The sequence below is a fragment of the Flavobacterium psychrolimnae genome, assembly GCF_003312425.1.
Classification (GTDB): domain Bacteria; phylum Bacteroidota; class Bacteroidia; order Flavobacteriales; family Flavobacteriaceae; genus Flavobacterium; species Flavobacterium psychrolimnae.
Window position 1 is genome coordinate 472362 of sequence record NZ_QNUX01000001.1, and the last position, 11742, is coordinate 484103.

General features: G+C 34.0%; 15 protein-coding genes. 10 read left to right on the top strand and 5 right to left on the bottom strand.

Translation table 11 applies throughout. The features are described 5' to 3' along the window. Positions 1–49: 49 nt before the first annotated feature. The 3 genes from ribD to DR980_RS02125 are packed head-to-tail and all read left to right on the top strand — an operon-like array spanning position 50 to position 2370. Entirely contained in the window at positions 50–1093 is a 1044-nt protein-coding gene (gene ribD / locus DR980_RS02115; protein WP_113633591.1) for a bifunctional diaminohydroxyphosphoribosylaminopyrimidine deaminase/5-amino-6-(5-phosphoribosylamino)uracil reductase RibD, read from the top strand. Beyond that, positions 1086–1688: an HAD family hydrolase gene (locus DR980_RS02120; protein WP_113633592.1), complete on the top strand. Its 603-nt coding sequence runs from the start codon at positions 1086–1088 to the stop codon at positions 1686–1688. Before ribD ends, DR980_RS02120 begins: the two co-directional genes overlap by 8 nt. A gap of 58 nt (positions 1689–1746) precedes the next feature. Further along, positions 1747–2370 (top strand): IMPACT family protein, encoded by a 624-nt coding sequence (locus DR980_RS02125; RefSeq protein ID WP_113633593.1) that lies wholly within the window; start codon positions 1747–1749, stop codon positions 2368–2370. A 29-nt stretch (positions 2371–2399) separates the two neighbouring features. Here the strand turns inward: DR980_RS02125 and DR980_RS02130 are convergent, their stop codons facing one another. Next, positions 2400–2804, bottom strand: a complete 405-nt coding sequence (locus DR980_RS02130) for an acyl-CoA thioesterase (protein WP_113633594.1) — start codon at positions 2802–2804, stop codon at positions 2400–2402. Between the two features lie 184 nt (positions 2805–2988). Between DR980_RS02130 and dnaA the strand changes: the two genes are divergently transcribed. The 5 genes from dnaA (at position 2989) to DR980_RS02155 (ending at position 7982) form a co-directional block, all read left to right on the top strand. Further along, positions 2989–4416: a chromosomal replication initiator protein DnaA gene (gene dnaA / locus DR980_RS02135; protein ID WP_035674283.1), complete on the top strand. Its 1428-nt coding sequence runs from the start codon at positions 2989–2991 to the stop codon at positions 4414–4416. Positions 4417–4423: 7 nt separating this feature from the next. After that, entirely contained in the window at positions 4424–4891 is a 468-nt protein-coding gene (locus DR980_RS02140) for a low molecular weight protein-tyrosine-phosphatase (RefSeq protein WP_113633595.1), read from the top strand. A gap of 91 nt (positions 4892–4982) precedes the next feature. Beyond that, complete coding sequence (locus tag DR980_RS02145; protein WP_113633596.1) at positions 4983–5705, top strand: SAM-dependent methyltransferase; 723 nt, start codon at positions 4983–4985, stop codon at positions 5703–5705. Between the two features lie 188 nt (positions 5706–5893). After that, a complete protein-coding gene (locus DR980_RS02150) occupies positions 5894–7021 on the top strand; it encodes a methionine aminotransferase (RefSeq protein ID WP_113633649.1) in 1128 nt (375 codons plus the stop codon). Between the two features lie 79 nt (positions 7022–7100). Continuing rightward, positions 7101–7982, top strand: a complete 882-nt coding sequence (locus DR980_RS02155; RefSeq protein ID WP_167400529.1) for an SDR family oxidoreductase — start codon at positions 7101–7103, stop codon at positions 7980–7982. A 59-nt stretch (positions 7983–8041) separates the two neighbouring features. On the opposite strand, the gene DR980_RS02160 is transcribed toward DR980_RS02155, so the two are convergent. The 4 genes from DR980_RS02160 to DR980_RS02175 all read right to left on the bottom strand — a co-directional run bounded on the left by DR980_RS02160 (position 8042) and on the right by DR980_RS02175 (position 10418). Continuing rightward, positions 8042–8353, bottom strand: coding sequence for a response regulator (locus DR980_RS02160; protein WP_113633597.1), 312 nt, complete (start codon positions 8351–8353; stop codon positions 8042–8044). A gap of 70 nt (positions 8354–8423) precedes the next feature. After that, complete coding sequence (locus DR980_RS02165) at positions 8424–8954, bottom strand: YceI family protein (protein ID WP_113633598.1); 531 nt, start codon at positions 8952–8954, stop codon at positions 8424–8426. A 41-nt stretch (positions 8955–8995) separates the two neighbouring features. Continuing rightward, positions 8996–9748 (bottom strand): pirin family protein, encoded by a 753-nt coding sequence (locus DR980_RS02170; protein WP_113633599.1) that lies wholly within the window; start codon positions 9746–9748, stop codon positions 8996–8998. An 88-nt stretch (positions 9749–9836) separates the two neighbouring features. Beyond that, on the bottom strand, positions 9837–10418 hold the full coding sequence (locus DR980_RS02175; RefSeq protein WP_113633600.1) for a Crp/Fnr family transcriptional regulator: 582 nt from the start codon (positions 10416–10418) through the stop codon (positions 9837–9839). A 149-nt stretch (positions 10419–10567) separates the two neighbouring features. Between DR980_RS02175 and udk the strand changes: the two genes are divergently transcribed. Together udk and DR980_RS02185 are read left to right on the top strand one after the other, a co-directional pair. After that, positions 10568–11176, top strand: a complete 609-nt coding sequence (gene udk, locus DR980_RS02180) for a uridine kinase (protein WP_113633601.1) — start codon at positions 10568–10570, stop codon at positions 11174–11176. Positions 11177–11326: 150 nt separating this feature from the next. Next, positions 11327–11650, top strand: coding sequence for an FtsB family cell division protein (locus DR980_RS02185; protein WP_113633602.1), 324 nt, complete (start codon positions 11327–11329; stop codon positions 11648–11650). Positions 11651–11742: the final 92 nt, after the last annotated feature.

The following is an 11742-nucleotide window of genomic DNA, read 5'->3' on the forward strand; positions in this document are numbered from 1 at the left end:
GTTTCGCTACGGGATTGGGGCTAACCTCAAAAATTACTACTTTTGTGATGTGAAAATACATGAAAAATACATAAAACGGTGCATTGAATTAGCCAAAAATGGTTTGGGAACAACGTATCCAAATCCCTTAGTAGGCAGTGTTATAGTTTATAAAGATAAAATCATTGGCGAAGGCTGGCATAAAAAATCAGGAGAACCACATGCCGAAGTCAATGCTGTAAATTCCGTAAAAGACAAATCATTATTGAACAAAGCCACAATTTATGTGAGTCTGGAGCCGTGCAGTCATTTTGGAAAAACGCCTCCATGTTGTGATTTGATTATCAAAAATAAAATTCCAAATGTGGTCATAGGAACAGTAGATCCGAATATAAAAGTAGCCGGAAACGGTATTAAAAAACTTATTGAAGCCGGAATACATGTCACCGTAGGCATCCTTGAAGAGGAATGTCATGAACTCAATAAAAGATTCTTTACTTTTCACGAAAAGAAAAGGCCTTATATCATCTTGAAATGGGCCGAAAGTCAAGATGGATTTATTGCACCCAATGAAAAATTAGAAAAAAAACCGGTGTGGATTACCAATACGTACTCTAGACAATTAGTACACAAATGGCGTACTGAAGAACAAGCGATTCTCGTGGGAACCCAAACGGTTATTGATGATAATCCAAAACTAGATGCCAGAGATTGGTATGGAAACAATCCTATTCGAGTGGTTTTAGATCAAAATAACCGAATCCCAAAAGACAATCATATCCTTGACAATCAAGTTAAAACTATCCTATTTTCTAGATTTGAAATGGCTGTTGAAAAAGAAAATAGTATCTTTGAAACAATCGATTTTGAAAAAAATGTAGCGCAGCAAGTTATTCAATCGTTGTATAAACATAACATTCAATCCGTTATTATTGAGGGCGGAAGACAAACGATACAAACTTTTATCGATGCCAATCTTTGGGACGAGGCACGAATATTTATTGGAAAAGTCCAATTCAAAAATGGAATCAAGGCGCCTAATCTTGTTAATAAACAGTTCGAAAAACATTTGATTGGTGCTGACGAACTTATAATTTCTAGAAACCATGATTAATACTATAATATTTGATTTTGGAGATGTATTTATCAATTTAGATAAGCAAGCCACCATTAATGCTTTTGAAAAATTAGGATTAAAGGAATGGAATGAAGATCTAGATTTTTTGAATAAACAATTTGAAACTGGGCAAATTTCCCGTGAAAACTTCCTTTTTGGAATTCAAAAACATATTCCTAGTGCCAGCATAAAAGAAATATTGTCCGCTTGGAACGCGATACTTCTTGACTTTCCGTTGTATCGATTAGAATTTCTGCAAATGCTATCTGAGAAATACCGTCTTTTCTTATTGTCCAATACGGATGCAATTCACATCGAAAATTTCGAGCAAAGGCATGGAGTTTCATTTTACAGGGATTTTTATCAATGTTTTGAAAAAGTTTATTTTTCATTTGAACTTGGCTTGAGAAAACCAAATCCTGAGACATTCAATCATTTGATAAACAACCATGAATTAGCTCCCAAACGCACGTTATTTGTGGATGATAAAAAAGAGAATACTGATGCTGCTCTCGCATTAGGATTTGAAGTTTGGAATTTACAAGTGGGAGAAGAAGATGTCATCAATTTACTGGATAAAAAGATAATTTGATAGCAACTACCTCAGCAATCTAAGTCAAATTTAAGTTTCACTCCCTTTTGTATTCAAATTGAAAGACACCTACCGCACTATTGAAATCCCATCCGAGCAAATTCTATTTAAAGAAAAAAATAGCAAATTTTTTGGCTATGCGTACCCAATCAAAACCGATGAAGAGGTAAAACCACTCCTCGAAATTTTACGAAAGCAACATCCTAACGCAGGACATTTTTGTTATGCCTACCAAATGGGCAGTGATGCAATAATTTACAGAGCAAATGATGACGGAGAACCAAGTAATAGCGCCGGAATGCCTATTTATGGACAAATTCAGTCTTTTTCAGTCACAAATGTATTGGTAGTAGTGGTTCGGATATTTGGTGGAGTAAAATTAGGAGTTGGCGGATTGATTTCGACTTATAAAACTACTGCGCAAATGGTTCTTGAAAGTTGTAACATTGTCGAAAAAACAATAGATATTCATTTTGAAATCACTTTTGATTACCAAAACATGAATAAAGTGATGCGCGTAATCAAGGAAAAAAAACTGGAAATGGTATCTCAGGAAATGGAAATAGATGAAATTACGACTCTTCCAATTGGAAAAATTGAACTAAAAACACGAAAAAAAAATGCCGAAATGATATTCGACATTTTCAATTCGATGTTTGAAATCGAAATAAATCGGCTTTAATTTCATTACAAAATTGCCTCTTTGGTAATTTATTCGATAGTTTTTAACAATTCCAAAATATAATCTGGAGGAGCCGTTGGTCGACCCGTTTTTAAGGACACAAAAACCAGAATAAATTGGGCTGTTGTTAATAACTCATTCGACTCATTATAAATTGCGCAATCAAATTCAATCTTCACAGAAGTCTGACTTTTAAAAACCGTATGAACCGTTAGCAACTCATCATAGCGAGCAGATTTTTTATAATTTATATTCATGGAAACTATAGGCAACGCAATACCGCTTTCCTCCATGCTTTTATATGAAATCCCTTTGTTTCTAAGCCATTCCACCCTTCCTATTTCAAAATATGGAATATAATTCCCATGATAAACAACTCCCATTTGGTCTGTTTCGGAGTATCGAACCCTAACTTCTATTTGATGATCTTTCATTAATTATGAATTAAAAATTTAAACTTTGAACGGTGCCTTACAACAATAATTCGTAAAATTATTACCCTATATATTTTTTTTTACAGAAATTTGTTCACATATTTGTTACCCCGATAATTAATAACAAAACATCTTTTTTTTAGTAAGATAACAATTACCAATTAAAAACAATTTTATAGAATATATGAACAAAACTGCTCAATCAGTATGGGAAAACTGTTTGTCTTTCATAAAAGACAACATCCAAGACCAAGCGTACAAAACTTGGTTCGAACCAATCAAATCAGTTGAACTTACCGATAACGCATTATATATTCAAGTTCCAAGTAAATTTTTCTATGAATGGTTGGAAGAGCACTATGTAAAATTACTAAAAGTAGCCCTTACAAAAGAACTTGGAAAAAACGCTAAGTTACTTTATAAAATCAGAATGGAAAACACTTATGGCAATAAACAACCGTTTACGGAACAGTTGCCAAGTGCTAATAGGGTTCCTATGAAACCACAGGAAGTGGATGCTCCATTTAAAAACTTAAACCCAGAATTAAAAAATCCTTTTGTTATTCCGGGGATTCGAAATCTAAAAATTGAATCACAACTAAATGCAAATTACAGTTTTGATAATTTTTTAGAAGGAGATTCCAATAGATTAGCACGTTCTGCAGGTATGGCTGTTGCCAATAAACCGGGTGGAACTTCGTTTAATCCTTTGTTGATTTTTGGAGGAGTTGGTCTTGGAAAAACACACTTAGCACATGCTATTGGTGTTGAAATAAAAGATAAATATCCTGAAAAAACGGTTTTATACATTTCGGCTGAAATTTTCACACAACAATACATTGACTCGGTTAAGAAAAACAACCGAAATGATTTTATTCATTTTTATCAATTAATTGATGTTTTAATCATTGATGATGTACAATTCCTTTCCGGTAAGTCTGGAACTCAGGATGTATTTTTCCATATCTTTAATTATTTACATCAAAATGGCAAACAGGTAATCCTAACTTCGGATAAGGCGCCTGTTGACATGCAAGATATTGAACAACGTTTATTATCCCGTTTCAAATGGGGATTATCTGCGGAATTGCACCAACCGGATTATGAAACCAGAATTTCCATCCTGAAAAACATATTGTACAGAGATGGTGTAGAAATTCCGGAAGAAATTATCGAATATGTGGCCCGCAATATCAAATCAAATGTTAGAGAATTAGAAGGAGCAATCATTTCACTAATAGCGCAATCGTCTTTCAATAAAAAAGAAGTGACATTGGAACTTGCTAAAAGTGTCGTGGAAAAGTTTGTGAAAAATGTAAAAAGAGAAATTTCTATCGATTATATTCAAAAAATTGTATCGGATTATTTCCAATTGGATTTAGAAACATTGCAGTCGAAAACAAGAAAAAGACACGTAGTTCAGGCTCGTCAGTTAGCCATGTTTTTTGCAAAGAAATTTACTAAAGCTTCTTTGGCAAATATAGGTTCTCAAATTGGAGATCGCGACCACGCAACGGTGTTACACGCTTGTAAAACTGTTGATAATTTAGTGGCTACTGACAAACAATTCAAAAAGTTCGTTGAGGATATCAATAAAAAATTAACGTTGTAAAAGCATCATGTCTGTAAAAATTCTAATGGTTTGTTTGGGAAATATTTGCCGTTCTCCATTGGCAGAAGGCATTTTGGCTTCAAAACTTCCTAAAGACAAATTCACAGTTGATTCAGCAGGGACTGGCTCTTGGCATATTGGCCATTCGCCTGATGAACGTTCAATTGCTGTTGCAAAAAAAAATAAAATCAGCATTTCAAATCAAAAAGGACGACAATTCAGCTCTAAGGATTTTGAAGAATTTGATTATATCTATGTGATGGATAGTTCCAATTACAAAAATGTAACTGCACTTGCCCAAAATCAGAATCAAGTAGAAAAAGTTCAGCTTATTTTGAATGAATTATTTCCAAATGAAAATGTAGATGTTCCTGATCCCTATTTTGGTTTACCAAACGGATTTGAAATCGTCTACAATATGTTAGATGAAGTTTGCGATATAATTGCAAAAAAACTTATAGCGAAGCACACATAATTTTTCTGCAAAAAATTACTTTGGGTTCATTACACAATCCTGACCATACCATACTACAAATACATTACTTTTAGGAACATAAATCACACCTATGAAATCAAACGCTGTTTTAGGAAAACTCTATTTAATCCCTACCACAATGGGCGATTGCGATCCTATGGATGTTTTGCCACAAACCATAAAAAGAAGTATTGACCTCATTGATTATTATATTGTTGAAAATGACAAGACGGCAAGAAAATCTATCAAAGGTGTTAATCCCGAGAAAAAACAATCCGAGTTAAAACTTTTTGTATTAAACCAACACACCGAAACTAAAGAACATTTAGAGTTCATAAAACCGTTACTTGAAGGTCACAATATGGGTTTAATGAGCGAAGCGGGATGTCCCGGAGTGGCTGATCCTGGTGCTGTAATTGTAAAATTAGCACATGAAAAAGGAATTCAGGTTATTCCTTTGGTTGGTCCTTCTTCTATTCTTTTGGCAATGATGGCATCAGGAATGAACGGACAAAGTTTCACCTTTCATGGTTACTTACCAATTGAGAAAGATGAAAAGAAAGCCAGTTTTAAAACGTTAGAAAGAGTCTCTTTCGAGAAAAATCAGTCTCAAATTTTCATTGAAACTCCGTATCGCAACAACAAATTACTGGAAGATCTAATCCAAACTTTACATCCTGAAACGCATTTATGCATCGCCACGGACATTACTTTACCTACAGAATACATCAAAACCAAAAAAATTGCGGCTTGGAAAAAAGAAACCATCGATTTACACAAACGCCCCACAATTTTCATCATTCACAAGATGTAAATTCAAAATGCTTTTTATTAATATTAAAGAATGAAATCAGTAAAATTTTAGAACTTACAATTTTATATAACAATAGTAAACTTTAAATTTTTCGACTCAAAAGAGTTAATAAAAGATAAAACAAAACTCGTAATCATTAATTCTAAGTATAAAACCTATTTTTATACTTAGAATTAATGATTTTTTTTATGAGTAAACTTCCAAATATCAGTACGAGTATTTTTACGGTTATGTCAAAAATGGCTACTGAATATAATGCCATCAATCTTTCTCAAGGTTTTCCAAACTTTCCTGTTGATGAACGATTAACAGATATTGTTGCCAAACTGGCCAAAGAAAATGTACATCAATACACGCCAATGTCTGGCTATCCACCGTTATTATCAAAAATAGCGACACTAATTAAAAACTCCTACGGAAGAACTATTCAGCCTGAAACGGAATTGCTAGTTACCGCTGGAGCGACACAAGCCATTTTTACCACCATAACAGCTTTGGTAAAAAGCAATGACGAAGTGATTATCTTGGATCCCAGTTATGATTGCTATGAAGCGTCCGTATTATTATGCAACGCAAATCCGGTTCGGGTAGCACTTAATGATGATTATACTCCAAATTGGGAAATTATCATAAAAGCTTGTACTGCAAAAACTAAAATGATTATCATCAATAATCCGCACAATCCAACAGGGAAAATTTTAACAGAATCTAATTTTGAAGCCTTGGAAATGCTGCTCGAAAAACACCCTGATATCGTACTTCTTTCTGATGAAGTCTATGAATACATCACTTTCGAGGAGAAACATATTTCAGCTCATACAAGCGAGAAACTATTGAATCGTTGTGTGATGATTTCCTCTTTTGGAAAATCATTCCATGTAACGGGATGGAAAATTGGCTATTTAGCAGCACCGGAATATTTGATGAAGGAAATCAAAAAAGTCCATCAGTTTTTAGTTTTTAGTGTCAATAGTATTTGTCAAGTTGCCATTAGCGAGTATTTAGAGATTGTTTCTGTTTCTGAAATCGGGAAATTATATCAGGAAAAACGGGATTATTTTAGACAATTATTAAAAGACAGCCGCTTCAAACTCATGCCGTGCGAAGGAACTTATTTTCAGGTGGTTTCGTATGCAAACATATCAAATGAGAATGATGTTGATTTTTGCAAACGCCTCATTATAGAACATGGCGTTGCTGCAATTCCTATCTCTACTTTTTATGCCGATGGAAAAGACCTGAAATTAATTCGGTTTTGCTTCGCCAAAGACAATGCTACGCTTGAAGAAGCCGCTAAAAGATTGTGTGCCATCTAAAATCAGAATTGAAATTTATTTTTATTATGCATGCATACTATTTAATTTTATTATATTTACAATAAAAAAATATCGAAATATGAGCTATACAGATAAAATGTTACGCGACGATGCCCTAAAAGGCAAAGTGATTGTCGTAACCGGAGGCGGAAGCGGTTTAGGAAAAGCAATGACCAAATATTTCTTGGAATTGGGTGCGCAAGTGGCCATTACTTCCCGAGATTTAGAAAAACTAAAAAATACTGCCGCAGAACTGGAAAAGGAAACCGGCGGAATTTGTCTACCTATTCAATGTGATGTACGTCATTATGAAGAAGTGGAAAATATGCTGCAAGAAGTGTTGAAAGCTTTTGGTAAAGTTGATGTTTTATTAAATAATGCTGCCGGAAATTTCATTTCTCCAACCGAAAGATTATCTGCCAATGCTTTTGATACTGTAATTGATATCGTTTTAAAAGGATCCAAAAACTGTACACTTGCTTTTGGGAAACATTGGATTGACACCAAACAAAAATCATCTACCATTTTGAATATTGTTACGACTTACGCTTGGACAGGTTCTGCTTACGTGGTACCTAGCGCAACTGCAAAAGCAGGAGTTTTAGCAATGACAAGGAGTCTTGCGGTAGAATGGGCAAAATACGGAATTCGTTCGAATGCAATTGCTCCTGGACCGTTCCCAACTAAAGGTGCGTGGGACCGATTGTTACCTGGAGACTTAGCTGAAAAATTTGATATGGCTAAAAAAGTGCCGTTAAAACGCGTGGGAGATCATCAGGAATTAGCCAATCTAGCGGCTTATTTAGTTTCTGATTTTTCAGCATACATCAACGGAGATGTTATAACAATTGATGGCGGCGAATGGCTCAAAGGCGCTGGACAGTTCAATTTACTTGAAGCAATTCCAGAGGAACTTTGGGATCAATTAGAAATGATGATCAAAGCAAAGAAGAATAAATAATAGTTTTATATAAAATAAAAAGAGAGTCATTCACATGGCTCTCTTTTTTGTTTCTGCTACTATTTAGTATTTTCCAAGGCAAGTAGAATTTCACATTTCAGTAAACCACTTCCACCTCCATAATGCTGAACAATACTAATATTTGGATTTTTATTTTTGAAAAAAGTGCACAATTCAGCTTCACTTTCTTCCTGAATTCCGGAACCTAACAATACAATAGAAAATTTTTTTTTCAGAAAAATTTCCTTCGCTTCCTCATCATTCATAACTCCTACTCCATTCCAATTCTCGTTTGAATTTATCAATCGGATGACGGTTTCTAGAATTTCCGGATGTCTTCCTATGTATAAAATATTTATGGTTTCCATCATTCTATTTTATTAAAAAACACAAATCTCAGAGAAAATAATCCTCGGAGATTTGTGTTTGTTTACTTTAAAATTATTGTTGCAAAAATTGCAATTCGATGTTCAAACGAACTTCTTCACTTACTAAAACACCACCCGTTTCAAGAGCCGAATTCCAGTTTAATCCCCAATCTTTTCTGTTGATTTTTCCTTCTAATGCAAGTGCCATTTTGGTATTTCCCCATGGATCTTTCATTAATCCTCCATAATCAGCAGCTAATTTCACTGATTTTGTAACGCCGTGTAATGTTAAATCACCAACCAATTCATATTCACCTTCATTAATTTTGGTAAAAGAAGTAGCGCTAAATTTAATTTCTGGAAACTGAGCAGCATCAAAAAAATCAGCACTCAATAAATGTGTATCTCTATCTGCGTTTCCTGTTGATACAGAATCAATTGCTCCTGTAAATTCAATTTTTGCATTTTCTAAATTGCTGTCTTCTGCTTCAATTGTTGCATCAAATTTTGAAAATTTACCTGAAACATTAGTGAACATCATGTGTTTCACTTTAAAACCAATTTCTGAGTGTGTTGGGTCAATTACCCATTTTGTTGTTGACATAATTTTTGATATTTATTAGTTATTTTTAATTATTTATTAGATTACAATTGCATTGGTACTTCCATCAATAAGATTTCGGCATTTACTGAATTAGCGGTAATTTTTATTGTATTCGTATTCCAAATTCCTAATCCGTCACGTTCATTTAAAGCGATGTTTCCTATTGTAAAATCTCCTTTTAAAACGAAAGCATAAATTCCATTTCCTGGTTTTTTCAATTCATACGAAGTAGAAAAATCGTTGTCAAACTTCCCAATATGAAACCAAGCATCTTGATGAATCCAAACCCCTTCATCTTCTGGATTAGGTGACAAAATTTGCTGTAATTTATTGTGACGATCATTTAAATCTAAAGTGATTTGGTCATAACGAGGCGTTACATTTTTTTTATTTGGATAAATCCAAATCTGTAAAAATTTAACCAACTGATCTTTGTTTTTATTGTACTCGCTGTGAAAAATTCCGGTACCGGCGCTCATCGCCTGGATATCACCTTCCTTGATTACGGTAGTATTTCCCATACTGTCTTGGTGTTCTAAATCACCTTCGAGAGGAATAGAAATAATTTCCATATTATCATGTGGATGTTTCCCAAAACCCATTCCTTGGCTGACTCTGTCATCATTTAGAACGCGTAAGACTCCAAAATTCATACGTTCTGGATTTTGATAATTGGCAAAGCTAAAGGTATGATAGGATTCTAACCAACCATGATTAGCGTGACCGCGAGTATTTGCTTTATGCAAAACCGAATTAGTAATTACACCATCTATTTTTTTATCTGTATTTTCCATTGTCCTGTTCTTTAATAGTATGATGCAAAGTTGCGTCAAAAAAAAAGCGCATGCATTGAACTAGGACAAGAAATGAAAAAAGTGAAATCTAGAGTTTAGCGATTTTAGTTCTTATTTTACTAAGAAACTCGGCTGAAATTCCCAAATAAGACGCAATATAATGCTGGGCAACGCGCTGTGAAAGTGTGGGATAATGTTCGAGAAACTCTAAATATTTCTCGGTTGCCGATTTAGAAATCGTATTAAATAAACGGTCTTGAGTAACAGCAAGACTTCTTTGCATTAGGATACGGAAAGCGCGTTCAAACTTTGGAGCTTTGGCAAATAATTCCTCTTTTGTTTCTGGACTAAAAAGGAAGAATTCACAATCTTCCAAAGTTTCAATGTACACTCTACTGGGTTTATCTTCGTAAATACTAAAAGAAATATCACTCACCCAAGCGTTTTCGATAGCAAACTGCAGAATTACTTCAAAACCATTAGCGTCAATGTAATATTTTCGGACACAGCCTTTGATGACAAATGCTTCAAAATTGCACATCTCGCCTTCATGAAGTAAAATCGTTTTCTTAGGAACCGTTTTATATTCCAATAAAGAATTGAAAATTTCTAACTCTTCTGGTTCAAAAGTGACATACCGACCTATATTTTTATTGATTTGTGAATACAATGTTTTAAATTTTAGAAACTAAAGATAGAAAAATGTCAATTAATAACCCCTAAATAAATATAGTAATTTAGCAATATTTCTTAAAAAAAGAAAAACTGCTCCCGATTAAATTCCTATTTTTGTCCCGATAAAAACATAACAAAAAATTTATGCTCATTATAGGAATTGCAGGTGGTACAGGTAGCGGAAAAACAACCGTTGTACATCAGATTATGAATGAATTACCACAAACAGAAGTTGGTATTATTTCTCAAGATTCATATTACAAAGAAAATCACGGACTTTCATTTGACGAAAGAGCATTAATTAATTTTGATCATCCCCGTGCTATCGACTTTGAGTTATTAGTGGCTCATCTTAAGGAATTAAAAGAAGGAAACAACATCCATCAACCCGTTTATTCCTTTGTCACTCACAACAGAACGGATGATACCGTTTTTACACATCCTCGAAAAGTGATGATTGTAGAAGGGATTTTAATCTTGGCAAATCCAGAATTAAGAGAATTATTCGATGTGAAAATATATGTTCACGCTGATTCTGACGAGCGATTAATCCGCAGAATGAAACGTGATATCGCGGAACGTGGTCGAGACATGCATGAAGTAATCAACAGATACCAAACAACATTGAAGCCAATGCACGAGCAGTTCATAGAACCAACCAAAGCATTTGCGGACATCATAATACCAAACGACAAATACAACACCGTAGCCATTGACGTGGTTCGTGCGGTAATAAATCAAAAAATTCTATAATTTAGTTGTAATTTTAATGCAATAATTATTAGGAGCTATTTCCCGTCTCGTCCTGAAGACGAGATTGCAATCTTTTAGTAGGTGAATCTTCCTTCGTCAGTATCACCTACTAAAAGGATTTCCACTTTAATCGGGGCTAAAAAAAATAAAATGACAAATCCGTATAAAGACAAATCTTGGTTTAAATTCTTGAGTAACAAGTACGTTTGGGTCTTGTGTTTTTTTTGCGTTTGGATGATTTTCTTGGACAATTATTCCTATTTCGGTCATCGTATTTTGGATCAGCAAATTGAAGATTTAGAAGATAACGCAGCCTATTATAAAGAAGAAATTAAGAAGGACCAAGAGAACATCAAGCAATTAAAAAATTCAGAACAAATAGAAAAATACGCCCGCGAAAAATACTATATGAAAAAAGATAGTGAAGATATTTATATCATCGAATTCGAAGGTGACACGATTGAAAAAAAATAAAATCACATCCACAACCCTTCCCAAAGGCAAGGGAGTGTAAAATTTATAATAATTATTAAAAACATAACACCAAGTTTCGGCTCCCTCTCCTT

Bases quoted from the DNA above. Each gene is read 5' to 3' on its own strand.
- DR980_RS02120 (WP_113633592.1), top strand. From the start codon at position 1,086: ATGATTAATACTATAATATTTGATTTTGGAGATGTATTTATCAATTTA.
- DR980_RS02160 (WP_113633597.1), bottom strand. From the start codon at position 8,353: ATGATGGAAACCATAAATATTTTATACATAGGAAGACATCCGGAAATT.
- DR980_RS02155 (WP_167400529.1), top strand. From the start codon at position 7,101: ATGAGCTATACAGATAAAATGTTACGCGACGATGCCCTAAAAGGCAAA.
- DR980_RS02140 (WP_113633595.1), top strand. From the start codon at position 4,424: ATGTCTGTAAAAATTCTAATGGTTTGTTTGGGAAATATTTGCCGTTCT.
- DR980_RS02145 (WP_113633596.1), top strand. From the start codon at position 4,983: ATGAAATCAAACGCTGTTTTAGGAAAACTCTATTTAATCCCTACCACA.
- DR980_RS02185 (WP_113633602.1), top strand. From the start codon at position 11,327: ATGACAAATCCGTATAAAGACAAATCTTGGTTTAAATTCTTGAGTAAC.
- DR980_RS02170 (WP_113633599.1), bottom strand. From the start codon at position 9,748: ATGGAAAATACAGATAAAAAAATAGATGGTGTAATTACTAATTCGGTT.
- dnaA (WP_035674283.1), top strand. From the start codon at position 2,989: ATGAACAAAACTGCTCAATCAGTATGGGAAAACTGTTTGTCTTTCATA.
- DR980_RS02130 (WP_113633594.1), bottom strand. From the start codon at position 2,804: ATGAAAGATCATCAAATAGAAGTTAGGGTTCGATACTCCGAAACAGAC.
- DR980_RS02165 (WP_113633598.1), bottom strand. From the start codon at position 8,954: ATGTCAACAACAAAATGGGTAATTGACCCAACACACTCAGAAATTGGT.
- DR980_RS02150 (WP_113633649.1), top strand. From the start codon at position 5,894: ATGAGTAAACTTCCAAATATCAGTACGAGTATTTTTACGGTTATGTCA.
- udk (WP_113633601.1), top strand. From the start codon at position 10,568: ATGCTCATTATAGGAATTGCAGGTGGTACAGGTAGCGGAAAAACAACC.